A 17,046-nucleotide genomic window follows, 5' to 3' on the forward strand; every position below is an offset into this window, starting at 1 on the left:
TTCATACGAAAATTAGGAGCAAATAATTGCTCCTAATTTTTTGTTAAGCTGCTTTACGTCTCCATAATACATATGCAGAAGCAATACATAATACCCCCATACCTACTTCTGTTGCTGCACTATGAGATGATGCTCCTGTTTTTGGTAGACTGTTACCGTTTCCGATTTTTTTATTCTTAACCGGTTCGTTATCTACAACTACTTTTAGATTTTCATCTTTTGTTTCTTGTTGTACTTGTTTTTGTTCTTTCGGTTCTTCAGTAACTTCTTTTTCTACTACATTATTTTCTGGTTCAACGACCTTTTCTGGCTCTTCAATCGGTTTTGGCTTAATTACATCACCAGCGTCTACATTAGACCAATCATAAATAGATTTTCCCATTTCCTTAAATTGAAGTAATGCTAAAAGAGCCTGTTCTGTAGCCATTCCGTTACCATTTTGATCACTTGGTAACCATTTAAATTCACCATTTGAAAGTTGATATGATAATAGGTTTTGCATTGCCTTATGAAGACGGTTTTGATCTACATCTTTAACAAGCGATAATCCAATAATTGCTTGCGCAGTACTATTTGAATTTTCTTGTCCATCAGCTGAAAAACCGCCATTTTGCAGCTGTTCGTTATATAAATACGCAACAGCTTTTTGTATAGCTGGTTTCACATCTGATCGCTCTTGATAAGGAGCTAATGCTGATAAAACCATACCTGTTACATCAACGCTACTAGCACTATCTTTACTACCTGAACTATTATAAGTCCATCCACCGTCTGTATGCTGATTATTTAACAGTGCTTCCACTAGAGCAACTCTGTTCCATTTTGATTCAACTGGAATCTCATACTTCTTCGTATCAAATGCAAGTAAAGCAAATGCATAACCTGTAACAGAATTCACTTTATCTGACTCATACAATTTTTGAACTAAATTATGTCCACCTACATTTTTAGGGTCTGCACTCATTGCATTCATCATAATAATTGTTCTAGCTAAATCTGTCGCTGAAAAACGGTTAATACGCTTTTCTACTTTTTCAGTTACTGACTTAACATAATTTAATTTTGCCTCAATTGGCACATTCTTTCCAGAACGAGAAAGCGCTACAGCTACCCAATCACTTTCAATTCCATCTTGTAACATCTTGTCTGATGTTTTAGAAATGGCTTCATTTAATTGTGCACTTGGAACTTGAATGTTCTCTTGCTGTGGTTGTTCTGTTTTTTTATCATCTTGACCTTCTGGTTTTGGATCAACTGTCGGTTTACCATTTTCACCTTCTGGTTTTGGATCGACTGTCGGTTTACCATTTTCATCTTCCGGTTTTGGATCGACTGTCGGTTTACCATTTTTACCTTCTGGTTCTGGTTCTTCTGTTTTGCCACCGTTAGGTTCTTCTGTTTTACACGTCCCGAACTTATCTAACGTTTCTTTCAATGTTTCCTGGCTTATATTGCTCCAGTCTGAAACAAAGCGAAAGACAACAACATCTCCAGATTTTAATTTATAACTATCTGCTCCGACTTCTGCAGACTTATCATTTACATCATACAGCCAAGCACTTGTAGCCCCGGCCATTAAACCGTCAATTCCTTTTACATATGTTCCAAACGACATCGTTTCAGATTCTACCTTGTCCCCCATGACCTTTTGCAGCAAACTTAAAGCTGTTTCCCCATCTTTAATTTGCTCTTCTTTCGGGCATAACATAATGCCTTTTTGTGATTCCCCAATAATTGCAAGTTTTGCTGTATTTTCTTCAGCAAACGTAATATGTACTGTATTCGCAAAAGAAACAAATACAAGTGTCACTGCCATTAACGACGTAAGCAGCCACTTTTTCAACATTGCCATCCCAAAATTTCCTCCCTTACTACCATTTACACAAAAAAAGGCCCTTCAAGGGCGTGCGATTGACACTCTCTTTTTGTAAGTGTCGAACAAAAATGTACAACACCTCCTACCCGCATTATTCGCGGCTATATTTGTATAGGAAAAATAATTTTGTTTATGAACGTATCATTGTGATAACATTCACTTTTCTTGGCACAACTTACTTCCATTTAAGTTATCGTAAAACGATAAACCTATACATTCTGTAAATTTTAAATTTCTGTATTATTTTACTATTGACAAAGAATTTTGTCCATGCTTTATCGGATTTATTTTCTAAGAATAATAACTTATTAACTCTTAACTATGTAAACTCTTTTCACTAATAATGACGCCATCTTCATCCGCATAAACATATTCATTTGGATTCCAATCCACTTGTCCAAAATGCAATGAAATATTTCGTTCTCCTTTTCCTTCTTTCACACTTCTATTTGGCATTGTCCCTAACGCTAAAATACCAATATTAATATTCTTTAGTTCACTAGAATCACGAACATACCCATTCACAATAATTCCTGCTAGCTTTCTTTCTTCCGCAATAGCTGCCAAATTATCACCAAGTAACGCACAATTCCTAGACGCCCCGCCATCAACAACTAATACTGTTCCTTCTGGTAATGTTTGCAATCCTTCCTTCACTAGTACATTATCATCTTTCACTTTTACAGTTGCAATTTTCCCGTGGAATTGTTCTTTCTTCCCAAAAGACCGAAAAGACTGGCGACATATTTGTAATTCCTTTTCAAATTCATCACATAGATCTGTAGTTTTCCACATCTTGTTCCCTCTTTTCCTTTTTCTTTCTACATAACATATTCTTGGCTTATTATCGTTTCCCTGTCTAATATTGCAATAATTTGTATGTACGGGAAAAGGATACAAAAACTATTGCCTTAAGAAGCTACCTTTATTATAATCTATTTCACGGATTAAATTCAGAATATTAAAATTAATGAGGTGAAGAAGGAGGAATTTTATGCAAATACAAACTGGGGCAAAAAAACAACCTAGTAAACAAAAGTTTAAAATGCCTGATGCGTACGTACTACTATTTTTTATTGCCTTACTTTGCGCCATTGCTACTTATTTCGTTCCCGCTGGAGAATTTAAAAGAGTTACAAATGGGACCGTTACAACGACAATACCGGGAAGCTATCATTCTGTTCCACAATCACCTGTAGGATTTGTTTCTTTTTTTACCGCTATTGAAAAAGGAATGACACTTGCTGCTCCTATTATCTTTCTAATTTTATTTACAGGTGGAGCCATTGCAATTCTTGAAAAGACAGGTGCTCTTGACGGTTTAATCTATCATGTTATTAACAAATTTCGTAATCAGCAATTACTTTTCATATGTATTGTCGCCGCACTTTTTTCTATTCTTGGAACGACTGGCATTATCGTTAATTCAGTTATCGGTTTTATCCCCATTGGTATCATCGTTGCACGCACATTAAAATGGGACGCTATCGTCGGTGTAGCAATTATTTATTTAGGCACTTATGCTGGTTTTAACGCTACTATTTTATCCCCCTCACCTTTAGGCATTTCACAAAAGATCGCAGAACTTCCGATGTTTTCGGGAATTGGTTTACGCACAGCTATCTATATATCTTTTTTACTTGCCACTATCCTTTATATTAATTGGTATGTAAAGCGCTTGAAAAAATCGAATAAAGGAAGCATTCTTGGCGACAACTGGTTTCCAAGTAACGCTCTTTCAAGCGAAAAAGAAGCAGAGAAAAAAGAAGTTCCTTGGACGATACGTCATAAATTAATTTTACTCGTTTCAGCTTTATCATTAATTGCATTTTTAATAGGCGCTTTTCGTCTACATTGGACGGACGCAGAAATGACCGCTACTTTTATTTTCATAGCAATTACAGCCGGAATAATAGGTGGCATGAAAGCAAACGATATCGCTTCTACTTTTCTAGCGGGCTGCCAAAATCTCATATATGGTGCTTTAATCGTCGGAATGGCTCGCTGTATTTCAGTCATTTTAGAACAAGGAAAATTACTTGATACAATCGTTAACCAGCTCGCACAGTCTCTTGAAGGACAAAGCCCTGTATTTGGCGTTATCGGTATGTACGTAAGTAGTGCTGCATTACATTTCCTTATTTCATCCGGGACAGGAGAATCGGTTATTTTTATTCCGATATTAGCTCCATTAGCTGATTTCATGCACATTACACGCCAAGTTACAGTACAGGCTGTTATGCTCGGCGAGGGTGTAGTAAACTGCCTTAATCCAACTTCCGGTGTTTTAATGGGCGTTCTCGCAGCAAGCGGGATTTCTTATGGAAAATGGATTCGTTTCATGGCTCCACTTGCACTCATTTGGTTTATCATAGGACTTGTTTTTCTTATTGTTGGGGTGAATATTGAGTGGGGACCTTACTAAATACTTAACTTGATAAATAAGTACTATCGTTCCATATAAATATCTATTCTATTTCCCTCACTAGTCCTATAAAAATCATTTATTCTAGTAAAAATATAAGAAGGGATTGATCATAATGATCAATCCCTTTTATCAAAATATAATACCTTTAAAGATCTTAGTTCCAGATTTTATTTACCCATTCAGGATGATCAATAAAAGGATTGCGGTTATGTTGATATTTTGTAAAAATCACTTCATTACGCTTTCGCTCTAAATCATCGACCGGGTCTTGTTCATTCCATTTTAATAAGACAGATAGTTTCCCCATGTATGGATCTTTATTGTTATTTACTTTTTCATTCAGTTCTAAATCTATTTCGCTGTTGTCTCCCTCGTAACGAACAGCCATATAAAACAGCATTCTAGCAATATCTCCTTTTACACTATCACGAGGTTCCCAAGAATCACTATCATATTTACACTCTGTCGCTTCAGAATGATTCACACCACCATTATCAAAATCTAGATTTCCACGTGAACTATTTACAGATACATCCGTCGCTCTTAAATGATGTAGATCTGTTCCAGGTCCTGCAGTCGTTCCAAAGTCACCGTGAGATTTTGCCCAAACATGCTCTCGGTTCCAGTTATTTACTCCTGATCCATTCGTAAGTTTCCCTTGCGAACGACCAGTATATAAGAGTATCACATTATTTTTATTATTTGGATCTTCATCAGTATCTCTTAGTGCTTCCCAAACCGCACTGTATGATAACTTTGTATGATTATCAATAATATTATGCAGTTCCTTCTTTAATTCTAACCCCGTTTTTCCTATTGCGTTATTATAATATGTATCGTCATAATTTTTCACAATAATCTCTTGTGCTGATGCAGAAGCTACTTCACCGTGTATAGTATCTGTGAATGATAGAGATGCAGAACCTAAAATAAAAAATGAAGACAGTGTAATCATAGCAATCTTTGTATTTCGAAACTTCATATACCCATTTCCCCTTTAAAATATAATTTGAAGCTATTCACTAAAAAATGCTTTCTAACTCCCGAAACCTTTTAGAAACCCATACCCCTTTTCTGTTTATTTAATACAAGACTCTATCCAGTCTGTATCACTTCTAAACTTTTTATTTATTCACATTCCAAACAATTTCACTTTTAACAAGAAATATCCTTCTCCTATAAAGATTATTAAAATATTCTTTACAATTTAAAAGTAGTTTAATATTAACTTATAAATTTAAATTTATTTATGCAATAATGCATATTTGATAAATACTTTAAAAAACAGTTTGAATAAAATGCATTCAAAGAAAACCGTGCCACAAAACAGATACAATCTAAGACAGAAATAATAAAAATCAAGATGATAGCTCGACTTTTCCCTTTTCCATAACTGTCTTTATTTTTGTGTAAAACCTTTCTTTCTCTGAATAATACGCACAAAAATAGATTGGATACCATGTAGGCACCAATCTATTTTAATTAAAGAAACTGTGTCAATTCTGCGTTCACAACACGTTGTGCAGTAATAATAACATTTTCAGCTGTTAGTCCATAAACACTATATAGTCCACCAGGTTGATTAGGAACAATTTGAACTTCATATTCAAATGCTTGTCCAAAAGTAGGATGAACTAAACTTAGAGTTGCAAAAGTAGAAGCATTAGAATTCACATTGAAGTTTACCTGTTCAATTAATACTAATGAACCGTCAAGTCTAAAAACTCTAGCTACTCCAGTAAGTGGGCCCGCAGTACGGTTAAGGATCTTCACCCTAACTTTATTTGCGTTAGCAGGTTGATTTCCTACGTTTTCAATTGGTCCTGTAGTAAGAGCCATATAACATCACCTCCATTATATTGTTATGATATTCATTCATACGTATTAACGTTATAATCTAATTACTCAATTTATTTAAAATAAAAAGAAGCTTCAAATTCTATTATATTTAGGTCATAGATATTAAACTTAATAAAAAGGCATCTAGCTAAGATTTTGAAGTGCTACAAAATCAAAAATTTTATATCACCACAGTTTTCTACGAGAATCCAGTGAACAGCTTATTTACATAATTTTCGTTATTGGAAGTAAACACCAATAAATAAGCGTATTACTATTCTTTAAATGAGTAACAGCTCTAAAATTGATTTTTAATAGAGAAAAAGGGTTACAGATTCGATTGTAACCCTTTTTCCAAATATTTTTTGTTTTATACGATTTCTATAATGATTACAGGACTGAAGTATGATTCAAAATAGCATTGATTATATGATTCCAATCGTCACAGTGAATCTCGTGACCCGATCCTTCTAAGGGTAATAACACAGCATGCGGAATTTCATTAACAAGAGCAAGACCATGCTCGTATGAAAGCACTGTATCTTCTGTACCATGGATAACCAAAGTAGGTATATTGATTTCTTTTAATCTCCCCTCATAAGAATCCTCACCTTTAAGAAGGGAATGATTAAACATACTGAGTAGATTATTTGCCCGTTTTATTTCGTTTTCTACCTGCTTATAAGCCCTCTTCTTATCGAATTTATGCTTTGAACCACAAAGTAATGCTGATCCTGCAACCAAGTAATTTGCAACAGATTCTTCATCCGACCAATTTAGTTTGGCCGCATTAGTATGGTAAGCGAGTATCTTTTCATCGATCGGAGGCAAATTTCGGTCGTTATCTTCAGAACCAAAAATACCTGATGCAATCAAAGTTATACTTATAACTCTCTCAGGGTTCCTTAAGGCTACAATTTGAGCAATCATTCCACCTAATGACATTCCAACAATATGTGCTTCGTCAATATGATATGCATCGAGTACCCCAATCGCATCATCAGCCATATCTACCACAGTATAGTGGGAACTCCCCGGTTCATAAGTAGTTGACCGTCCGACATCTCTATTATCATAACGAATAACATATCGGCCCGTATCAGCTAATTGTTGACAAAATTCTTCATCCCAATAAACCATTGAACACATGGCTCCCATAATTAGTAAGACTGCTGGATCTGCTGAATTACCAAAGCTCTCTGTACATATATCAATTTTATTAATTTTAATAATCTGTTCAGTCATGATTAACTCCTCATTTCATTCGTATTTAGTTAATAAAAAAAGACACAACCAAATAAACCCACACATTTTGAAAAAAATAGTCAGGCATAACGAATTGTGTTTAAAATTAACGTAAACGAATGAACTTGATAATCATGTTAAACACTCTCCTAGTATAATGAAAATAAGGATAAAACCCTTATTTTCATTATAACATAGCTCTATCAGTAGTAATATAGGTTCATTTCTTCTTATTTTATAGTTAAAAAAGTAATTTTTACTGTATGAATCTGCACTCTTAGTTGAAGAAAAGACGATGTATACAATGTCCAAACCAAATTAATATAACGTCTTATTATCAGTAGTTAATACATCTAGAAGTCTAAAAAACATCCTCCAGTTAAGTACTCTGGAGGATATACATATTTCCATAATCATATTCTTACAAGAAGCCACACAAAATGAAACCTCTTTAGTACCCAAAAGGCTTACTCTTATCTATTAATAACTGTACATCGTCTTGCTCCTCTACAGATTAAACGCTCGGCTTCTCTTAATGAAATTGGAACAAGTACAGCTTCATCAACATCGTCTTCTACATCAAAAACCGCAAATGCTTCCCCACCTACGATTAAAACACAAATGAATTCTACTTCTAAATCATCATTAGACCTAGGAATACAATTGGAAATAGTACAACGTTGAATACCCCCTGCTAACAATGTTCTAGCTTCTTGCTCAGATATTCGAATAAAAACAAATTCCTCTATGGCTACATTTCCAACTTCCACTTCAATTTCTACTAAAAGAAAGAATCTGTTTCTAATTCTCACTATACAATTTGCTCCAATTGAAATAATATCTTCATTCATTCTTTTCACCTCCTTTAACACTATAAAATTCACAAAGAGGTGAAATGGTGTGGACAAGCAAACAAAAAAGTTGTTTTTTTGAAATGTGAGACATTAGTTAACAACTATCATCAAAAAAACAGAAAAAATACCCTACACAACAGGAAGTTTTCTCTGTTTTTAGTCTGTATACGATATTCAAAATTAGTTAACATAACGTCTCATTATCAGTAGCAATGAAAAAGGACAACCCTGCTCTCACAAGTGAAACTTCTTTTTTAGTTCTATGAATCTATACATTTTTTATACATTCCTATCCTAACGCGGTTTTAGTGCTCTTGTTTGTTACTGGATTAGCCAAAAAACTGTATAAAATCTTGCATACTCTTAGCTTAGGGGGCAAAAACACTGCCCCCAATACTTGCTTTCTTAGAGTATTTCTTGAACCCCCATTGAACACTCTCCCGTCACTTGTCTATCTTTAAGCGTAACTTATTTAAAGTTCTTACATCGAGGATTTACCTTCTCCCAAAGCCAAACAAACAATTCAGATTACATGCCTATATCAAACTAAACATTCAATCTTTATCCAGTTTGTAAATAAAAAAGGACAATCAGCCCCATAATGGACTAACTATCCTCTAAATTATTATCTAAATTCAATAAAGTGAAACTTTAATCAGCCCTCACCAATTGGGCTTTTACGGGCAGTTGATCCCCACCTAATTTCTTTGCTTCCGCTGAATTTTGAGGTGAAGGTCTTACTGCCCGGCAAATAGCGGGATAAAACTAGAACTTCTTTTCCTATGTATCATTATTTCGTAATTTCACCAAACTGCGCTCTCGTCACTTTCGCCAAGTCATCTACTTTAAGCTCAATTTGTATACCAATTTTCCCGCCACTTACTATCATCGTTTCAAGTGATTGGGCACTTTCATCAATACATGTAGAAAATAACTTTTTCATTCCAACTGGTGAACAACCGCCGCGAATGTATCCTGACACTTTCGTAATATCTTTAACAGGAATCATTTCAATTTTCTTTTCACTTACTGCTTTTGCGGCAGCTTTTAAATTCAGTTCCTCATCTACCGGAATAATAAACACATGATAATTTTTACTATTTCCTTGAGCGATTAACGTTTTATATACTTCTCTCACTTCTCGTCCAATTTTCTCTGCCACTGATACGCCATCAATTTTCCCATCGTCTGGATCATATGACATCATCGAATATTCAATTTTTTCTTTATCTAATATTCGCATCGCATTTGTTTTATCTTTTTTCATAGCGTTCTCCTTAAAACTTTATTTCATATCATTAAGTTTTCCTTTATTATACACCCTTTTCCATTTCTCCTACATAACTTCACGTATTTTTCAAAACTAAAAATATTGATAATTCAAAAATCATCTAATATAATTTGGAAAAACTTACGTTAAGGAGAGATTTGCAATGCGAAATGTTAATACTTCTTTCCAACTTCATCATCATACGTAACGCCGTGTATCCGAAGAAAAATTTTTCTTCGTGGGTACAGGGCTTTTCCTGTTGACCCACGAAGCGTTCATAAAGCTATGTGGGTATTTTTATACCTGCATAGCTTTTTTTAATTTAAAAAAGGAGTGATTACAATGGAAATGAGAAATGTAAAAGGAACGAAAGACTATTTACCAGAGGAGCAAGTGCTGCGAAATAAAATTAAAAGAGCTTGTGAAGATACGTTTGAACGATACGGATGCAAACCTTTAGAAACGCCGACGTTAAATATGCATGAGCTTATGTCTTACAAGTACGGTGGTGGCGATGAAATATTAAAAGAAATATATACACTTCAAGATCAAGGAAAACGTGACCTTGCGTTACGATACGATTTAACTATTCCATTCGCAAAAGTCGTGGCAATGAACCAGAACATCCGCCTCCCTTTTAAACGGTATGAAATTGGGAAAGTATTTCGAGATGGGCCAATTAAACAAGGAAGATTTCGTGAATTTATACAATGCGACGTTGATATAGTCGGTGTAGAATCAGTCATGGCAGAAGCGGAACTCATGAGTATGGCGTTTGAGCTGTTCCGAACGTTAAACTTAGAGATAACGATCCAATATAATAACCGAAAATTGTTAAATGGTATTCTTCAGGCCATTAACATCCCTACTGAGTTAACAAGTGACGTCATTTTATCATTAGATAAAATCGAAAAGATTGGGATTGATGGTGTACAAAAAGATGTATTAGAGCGCGGAATTTCTGAAGAAATGGCTGATACGATATGTAATACCGTATTATCTTGTCTAAAGCTTACTATCGCTGACTTTAAAGAAGCTTTCAATAATCCACTCGTTGCCGATGGAGTAAACGAACTACAACAATTACAGCAATATTTAATCGCCCTTGGAATAAATGAAAATACGATATTCAACCCGTTTTTAGCGCGAGGACTCACAATGTATACAGGAACTGTATATGAAATCTTCCTAAAAGATGGCTCAATTACATCTAGCATAGGTAGCGGCGGCCGTTACGATAACATTATTGGAGCATTCCGTGGTGATAATATGAACTATCCAACAGTCGGTATTTCATTCGGTTTAGACGTTATTTATACAGCACTATCACAGAAAGAAACAGTCTCATCTACAGCGAATTTATTTATCATCCCACTCGGGACAGAGTTACAATGCTTACAAATCGCCCAGCAATTACGTTCTACCACTTCCTTAAAAATCGAACTCGAACTAGCAGGACGCAAATTAAAACGTGCCCTGAATTATGCCAATAAAGAAAATATCCCTTACGTGCTTATTATTGGGGACGAAGAACTTAGTACAAACACTGTTGTGCTGCGGAATATGAAAGAAGGTAGTGAGGTGAATGTCGCCCTTTCTTCTTTAAGTAGTTATTTATAATACGAACCACCCTCGTTTGGGTGGTTTTTCTATTTTATAGATTATAATTAGTTTACATAAAATAATTATAATCTACTCAAAGCTACAAATATATAATATCAAATTATTCATTATTTTTGGCAATATATAGATATGAATTGTTTTAGGAGGATTAACTTTGAAAACCTACATCCAAGCACTAAAGTGGACTACAGGGATCTATCATCTTTTATTACTTCCTTGTTATTATTTATTTCTAAGTCACGTTAACCTATATGGGATACCTTTACTTCTATTGATTGTGTTGCATATCACTACTATTTTATTAGCTAAAAAAGTAGACATGAATACGTACCCTCATTATATCGGCATTATCGTTACTCTAGTTGCCTTCTTTCCTTATATAGTAATCGTTCTACATATTATAGCAGCCATTTTCCTTTTATTAGATGCGGCTTCTACGAATGCAAAAGAAGTTTATGATTTATAGATGGATAAAATGAAACTTTAATCCATCTAGTTTTGAAATGGGCCGGCAAAAAGGATTTACTTTTTAAGTAAACCTTTTTTCATTTTTAATTACTTTCCTTACTCCAGAATAATAAAAGAATATTCTGTTTAATTTTTATAAATTTCTAAATATTTATAAAACATTCAAATTAACATACATTTTAGTTATGTAAAAAATCTAAGTTTTAAGGAGATGAATCCATGCTTAAAAAGTTGATAGCAGGTGCATTATTAACTGTTTCGTCGTTAACTGGAGGAGTGGGATTAGTATCAGCTAGTACCGAAAAGGATTATTCGATTTCCTCTTTCGAATATGTAACTGTAGATGAAAAGACTGTTGATTCGTTTAACAAATTGAGTGCTCCATCAAAGGAAGACATAAAAATAACATTAGTTCTACCGAAACAAAATCAAAATGGAGACTGGTTATCTTATGGATTTTCGAGCAAAGAAAGTTTAGAGTCTTTTATTGAAAAAGATAAACAAAGGTTGAATAATTCAATCACTCCCCTTGGTGTTGGTGGAAGCGGACCTGGTAGTACAGACTTCTATAAACACACAAATCAAGGTAGCGAGTATTTTTCTCTAAGTAGCGGTTATAAAAACTTGTCTGCTAGTTGGCAAAATCAAATTGTTTCTGTACGTACAGCATCCCCCACTGCTAGCTATTCAACAACGCTATGGGAACGTACTTCAACGGACGGATATGGAAAAGGTGTTGTTTTTAAACACGCTGATTGGTATGGTCAAATTGCAAACTTAAATAATTTTCCAACTTCAGCAGTTGAAGTTAAAAAGTAAAAAAATTTAAAAATAAAAGGTGTTTTCACGTATGAAAACACCTTTTATTTCTACAATTATTTCTTCTATAACAATTTCAACTCTTAACTATTATTTTTCGTGTTCCTACTCTCCAAAACTTTCTCCATATTATGAGTTGCCCATTCCATCATTAATAGAATCACTGGACGTAGTGATTCACCAAGCTCAGTTAACGAATATTCAACTTTAGGTGGCACTTCACGGTATACTTCACGATGTATAATGCCATCAGCTTCAAGTTCTCTCAGCTGAAGTGTTAACATTCTTTGTGTGATATTAGGTTTTAATCTTTTTAATTCATTAAACCTCTTTTTCCCATCTAATAAATGATACAAAATAACACCTTTCCATTTTCCACCAATCACCTCTACCATCGCTTCAACTGGACAAGAATATTTATTTAAAAATGGGTAATTTATATTATTTTCGTTTGGACAATCCATAATAAATCCCTTCCCTTAACATTAGTATCTTTTTTGATACTATACCACATAAATGTGCGTACTTGTATCTATGTTACTTTAAAAATATAATTTACTTACAAAATAAATTAACGAAAAGAGGAACTTTTATGACAAATACAAACGAAATTACAAAAGAAAAGATTATGGAGGCTTTTCATTTCAGACATGCATGTAAAGAATTCGATCCTATGCACAAAATTTCAGAAGAGGATTTTAAATTCATTTTAGAAACAGGCAGATTATCTCCTTCTTCTTTTGGATATGAACCTTGGAAATTTATTGTCGTACAAAATAAAGAATTAAGAGAAAAACTACAACCGTATTCATGGGGCGCTGGTGGGCAACTTGCAACAGCAAGCCATTTCGTCATTGTTCTTTCAAGAAACATTAAAGATATGCATTATGATGCAGAGTATATTAAATATATGATGAACGATATTATTGGATTGCCTGAAGACACTCAAAAAATTAGATATGAATTCTTCAAAAAGTTCCAGGAAACAGATTTTAACTTATTACAATCCGATCGTACTGTATTTGATTGGGCATCTAAACAAACTTATATTGCTTTAGGTAATATGATGACGAGCGCAGCTCAAATCGGCATTGATTCTTGTCCGATAGAAGGATTCGATAAAGAGAAAGTAGACTCCTTACTTCGTCAAGAAGGCATTATACAAGGCGATAATCTTGAAGTATCAGTTATGGTTGCCTTTGGTTACCGTAAAGAAGATCCAAAACGTGATAAAACAAGACAGACTATGGATACAATTGTTGAATGGATTAAGTAATATAGCACAGACAAATAATGCTCCTAATAGCTGTATACTCATACTAAAGAAGAATGAATTGTTTTCTTACGTATGAATTTGGTTTTTCATGGAAAGATATGTTAGTATGTATACAGTTTGAGTGCTCTATTTTTAGAGTCGAACAGGAGGAGAATGAATATGTCTGATATTGAAGTTGGCGAAGTGTTTACTCTTAGTGATGAGAATAACGAAGAGCAAGAAGTAGAAGTACTTGGAGCGATGGATGTCGAAGGTGCAGAATATATTGCAGTTGCCTTTGTTGAAGATATCCAAACAGAAACTGAGGAAGACATTGATATTTTCTTTTTAAAAGTAGAAGAAGATAATGAGTTTTCATACATTGAAAATGATGAAGAGTTTGATAAAGTATCTGCTGCGTTTGAAAAGATTTTGGATGAGCAAGAGCAAGAATAGTATGAATGAAAAACACGAGGGCGGATGCATATCCGCCCTCGTGTTTTTATTCATCACTCATTCAGTGATTTATGCAGTAACTCCAGTACATCTTTCATCGCAAAAGGTCCATCTTTTTTAACATGCTCCGCAAATTCTGAAACGAGACGTAATGTTCTCACACTTTCGATTGGATGTTCTCCTGATGCACTTTCAGCTGAAAGCATAACTGCATTCGTCCCGTCCAGTACAGCTTGAAACACATCAGTCACCTCAGCCCTTGTTGGAATAGAATGATCTACCATAGATTGAAGCATTTGTGTTGCTGTAATGACATATGTATTCGTTCGATTACATTCCTGAATCATCATTTTCTGTAAAAGCGGAATGCATTGATACGGTAACTCTACTCCTAAATCGCCCCTTGCAATCATAATTCCATCTGCTTCTTTACATATATCTTGAAAATTCTCGATTGCTTCCATCGTTTCTATTTTTGCAATTACATTAGGTGACGTTTCTTTATACTGTTGTATAAAATCTCGTATTTCTTTTATATGACTAGGTTTTCTTACGAAAGAACACGCGATAAAATCAACATTCTCCTCTAAAAGAAACTGAATATCTTTTTTATCTTTCTCTGTAATAGCTGGTAAACGAACAGCCGCATCTGGTAAATTAACTCCTTTATGGGATGAGATATTGCCACCTGTTTTTACCTTCGTTTCTATTTTGTCCGTACTTATCTTTTCAACAATTAATTCAACTTCTCCATCATTAATTAAAATTCTACTGCCTACTTTCACATCATTCGGTATTCCTTCATAATCAACACTCGCTTCTGTATTACTCCCTGTAACTGGTTCTGTATGTAAAATAAAAGAATCTCCTGCCTGAAGTGTAATTTGCCCTCCCTTCACTTCACCTAATCTTATTTTAGGTCCTTGTACATCACCCAAAAATTTAATAGAGTCATCTAATGATTTCACTAAACGAATGATGTCTTTATGACTTTCATGCGTGCCATGCGATAAATTCAGTCGAACAATTTTCATACCATTCTTTATTAACTGCGCTAACGTTTCTTTATTATTACTTGCGGGTCCAATTGTACAAATTCGATCGATTGTCATTTTTGTTACCATCCTTTTCTTAATAAGGTTCCCATATGAACTTAAAAATAACAGAGATTCTGACATGAATAGATTTAAATTTACACGAATCTCATAAAGTTAAACCTGTATCCCTTGCTGGCTAAGCATTAGAAGATATATTCGCTTTTTTGCAAATGAAGACATGTTGAATCGAAAGTAAAAGAAAAGTTAAGTATGGGATAAACCATTGAGAGTTTCGAAATTTTCATATATTGTATGAATTGAGTTCGAACTCAAAAATTTAAAAAGGTGGGAAAATTAGTGAATATGAAAAAATCTTTATCGGTGACAACTTTAGGGTTAGCGGTTTTAGGTTTTGGTTTTACTAATAACGCAAGTGCTTCAGAGGTCGATGCTGTAGACAAGCAGCCCGTTTTAGTTGACTTTGATACAATTCAATCAACAAAAACATCTAGTGTTCCTAGTTTGACTGTTGCAGCTGCACCTAAGAATGACTCTAACATTAGCGTATATACTCCCTTTTTTGGTAACCCATATGCAGTTGCTAAATCGAAATCAACTACGACCGAAGACTATGTTTATGCAAAAGCAAGAACTTTCAATGGCGATGGCTCATTAGTAAATACGAAAAGTAATAGTGCAAAAAAATCATCCTTTGTAAGTGCTACAGCGGCCAACACAAGCATTTATTATGGAGATGATTACGCTATCGGTAACCATACCTATAAATTAAGTGGTTATAATGATGTGAATCACGAAACAAAAGCTTTCTGGTAAGAAAGAGAAAAAAGATATGCATCTTGCATATCTTTTTTCTATAATATTTTACATATATTGAGGTGCTATTTATGAAACAAATATATATTATTAGCGGTGTTTTACTTATTTCATTACTTACAATTTATATTTTGTTCAATACTTCAATCATACAACCTCATCCACCTTCCATAGAAAATAAACGAGAGCAACAAACCAATACTATTTCTTACGGATTGAAGGATAATCAAGGCCAACATATTAACAATGGTAGTACAATTACTAGTGAGGATAATAAAATTAATGTAACATTATCATTCGTACATACTATTAATGAAAACCGAAAATATGGATTAATTGTTCTAGAAGATTACGAACAAAAACCTTTTAAAATAGAAGATACTACTAATGAAATATTACACTATTTTTTTGATATGAAACCAAACAGTTCAATTACTACGAAAATCTCTTTACACACCTCTCCTAATGCAAGTGAATTAACCTTTTTAATAATAAAAAAACCTGAATACAAATTAAAAGATAATAACTTAAATAAAGCAGCTATTTTAGAAGATATTCTAAGTATGCGATATTCAATGCATCCTCTTCAGAAAGAAAGCGAAAAAATAAAACTCTCCCTTATAGATCCAGATGCTATTTTAAAAGATGGTCTTTACGAACCATTATTTGTTACGAACCGTGAAGAGAATTTACAAACTGTCTTCTTTGAAAAGGAAGGCAAGCAATTAATTCTATCAAACGGTAATGAAACAAATGATGAAATGACTTACGCAATCGTGGCTTTTAAAGATTGGAAACAAGTTGAAATATTTAACAATAGAAAAGTTATTTATACTAAGCTTGCACCTGAAACGAGACAAATCTTTAATTTCACATTGCCTTTAGTGGATCAGGAAAGTAATTTTCAACTCGTCGCTTTTCCATTTCCTTTTAAAGTTAGCGAAGAAGATTATATCAGTCAACAAGCATTCAGTTCCTTTCGCATCGTAATTGAAAATGAAAATGAAAATAAATAAGTTATACTGTGCACATTACAACAACC

17 protein-coding genes are annotated in these 17,046 nt (G+C 34.0%); 8 read left to right on the plus strand and 9 right to left on the minus strand.

The features are described from left to right. Positions 1 to 43 precede the first annotated feature (43 nt). Complete coding sequence (locus NST86_RS16660) at positions 44 to 1,852, minus strand: DUF4430 domain-containing protein (RefSeq protein ID WP_086423248.1); 1,809 nt, start codon at positions 1,850 to 1,852, stop codon at positions 44 to 46. Positions 1,853 to 2,191: 339 nt separating this feature from the next. Then, complete coding sequence (gene rraA, locus NST86_RS16665) at positions 2,192 to 2,671, minus strand: ribonuclease E activity regulator RraA (protein WP_000266033.1); 480 nt, start codon at positions 2,669 to 2,671, stop codon at positions 2,192 to 2,194. A gap of 199 nt (positions 2,672 to 2,870) precedes the next feature. On the opposite strand from rraA, the gene NST86_RS16670 reads away from it, so the two are divergent. Then, positions 2,871 to 4,301 (plus strand): YfcC family protein, encoded by a 1,431-nt coding sequence (locus tag NST86_RS16670; protein ID WP_086423247.1) that lies wholly within the window; start codon positions 2,871 to 2,873, stop codon positions 4,299 to 4,301. Between the two features lie 157 nt (positions 4,302 to 4,458). Here the strand turns inward: NST86_RS16670 and NST86_RS16675 are convergent, their stop codons facing one another. The 5 genes from NST86_RS16675 to ybaK all read right to left on the minus strand — a co-directional run bounded on the left by NST86_RS16675 (position 4,459) and on the right by ybaK (position 9,509). Beyond that, positions 4,459 to 5,286: an endonuclease I family protein gene (locus NST86_RS16675; RefSeq protein WP_086423246.1), complete on the minus strand. Its 828-nt coding sequence runs from the start codon at positions 5,284 to 5,286 to the stop codon at positions 4,459 to 4,461. A gap of 500 nt (positions 5,287 to 5,786) precedes the next feature. Beyond that, positions 5,787 to 6,143: a hypothetical protein gene (locus NST86_RS16680; RefSeq protein ID WP_001229417.1), complete on the minus strand. Its 357-nt coding sequence runs from the start codon at positions 6,141 to 6,143 to the stop codon at positions 5,787 to 5,789. A gap of 390 nt (positions 6,144 to 6,533) precedes the next feature. Continuing rightward, a complete protein-coding gene (locus tag NST86_RS16685) occupies positions 6,534 to 7,388 on the minus strand; it encodes an alpha/beta fold hydrolase (protein ID WP_016118311.1) in 855 nt (284 codons plus the stop codon). Between the two features lie 473 nt (positions 7,389 to 7,861). After that, positions 7,862 to 8,239 carry a hypothetical protein gene (locus NST86_RS16690; protein ID WP_016118312.1) on the minus strand — a complete coding sequence of 126 codons (378 nt, stop codon included), beginning with the start codon at positions 8,237 to 8,239 and terminating at the stop codon, positions 7,862 to 7,864. 793 nt (positions 8,240 to 9,032) lie between these two features. After that, positions 9,033 to 9,509, minus strand: coding sequence for a Cys-tRNA(Pro) deacylase (ybaK, locus tag NST86_RS16695; protein WP_001992643.1), 477 nt, complete (start codon positions 9,507 to 9,509; stop codon positions 9,033 to 9,035). Between the two features lie 345 nt (positions 9,510 to 9,854). Here ybaK and NST86_RS16700 point away from each other — a divergent pair, with 345 nt between their 5' ends. The 3 genes from NST86_RS16700 (at position 9,855) to NST86_RS16710 (ending at position 12,422) form a co-directional block, all read left to right on the plus strand. After that, positions 9,855 to 11,132, plus strand: a complete 1,278-nt coding sequence (locus tag NST86_RS16700) for a histidine--tRNA ligase (RefSeq protein ID WP_086423507.1) — start codon at positions 9,855 to 9,857, stop codon at positions 11,130 to 11,132. A gap of 157 nt (positions 11,133 to 11,289) precedes the next feature. Next, positions 11,290 to 11,601 carry a hypothetical protein gene (locus NST86_RS16705; RefSeq protein ID WP_078438840.1) on the plus strand — a complete coding sequence of 104 codons (312 nt, stop codon included), beginning with the start codon at positions 11,290 to 11,292 and terminating at the stop codon, positions 11,599 to 11,601. A gap of 221 nt (positions 11,602 to 11,822) precedes the next feature. Further along, a complete protein-coding gene (locus tag NST86_RS16710; RefSeq protein WP_000914243.1) occupies positions 11,823 to 12,422 on the plus strand; it encodes a hypothetical protein in 600 nt (199 codons plus the stop codon). A gap of 83 nt (positions 12,423 to 12,505) precedes the next feature. On the opposite strand, the gene NST86_RS16715 is transcribed toward NST86_RS16710, so the two are convergent. After that, the gene (locus NST86_RS16715; protein ID WP_000340574.1) at positions 12,506 to 12,886 is read right to left on the minus strand and encodes a winged helix-turn-helix transcriptional regulator; all 381 of its coding nucleotides are present in this window, start codon (positions 12,884 to 12,886) and stop codon (positions 12,506 to 12,508) included. A 128-nt stretch (positions 12,887 to 13,014) separates the two neighbouring features. Here NST86_RS16715 and NST86_RS16720 point away from each other — a divergent pair, with 128 nt between their 5' ends. Both NST86_RS16720 and NST86_RS16725 read left to right on the plus strand, forming a co-directional pair. Continuing rightward, positions 13,015 to 13,698 (plus strand): NAD(P)H-dependent oxidoreductase, encoded by a 684-nt coding sequence (locus NST86_RS16720; protein WP_000185718.1) that lies wholly within the window; start codon positions 13,015 to 13,017, stop codon positions 13,696 to 13,698. Positions 13,699 to 13,851: 153 nt separating this feature from the next. Then, entirely contained in the window at positions 13,852 to 14,133 is a 282-nt protein-coding gene (locus NST86_RS16725; RefSeq protein ID WP_002005464.1) for a DUF1292 domain-containing protein, read from the plus strand. A gap of 53 nt (positions 14,134 to 14,186) precedes the next feature. Here the strand turns inward: NST86_RS16725 and NST86_RS16730 are convergent, their stop codons facing one another. Further along, a complete protein-coding gene (locus NST86_RS16730) occupies positions 14,187 to 15,245 on the minus strand; it encodes a pyruvate kinase (protein WP_140159053.1) in 1,059 nt (352 codons plus the stop codon). Between the two features lie 282 nt (positions 15,246 to 15,527). On the opposite strand from NST86_RS16730, the gene NST86_RS16735 reads away from it, so the two are divergent. Together NST86_RS16735 and NST86_RS16740 are read left to right on the plus strand one after the other, a co-directional pair. After that, positions 15,528 to 16,004, plus strand: coding sequence for a hypothetical protein (locus NST86_RS16735; protein WP_061663342.1), 477 nt, complete (start codon positions 15,528 to 15,530; stop codon positions 16,002 to 16,004). A 71-nt stretch (positions 16,005 to 16,075) separates the two neighbouring features. Then, entirely contained in the window at positions 16,076 to 17,020 is a 945-nt protein-coding gene (locus NST86_RS16740; RefSeq protein ID WP_086423505.1) for a hypothetical protein, read from the plus strand. The last annotated feature ends 26 nt before the right edge of the window (positions 17,021 to 17,046 follow it).

The organism is Bacillus sp. FSL L8-0199 (assembly GCF_038005705.1).
Classification (GTDB): domain Bacteria; phylum Bacillota; class Bacilli; order Bacillales; family Bacillaceae_G; genus Bacillus_A; species Bacillus_A cereus.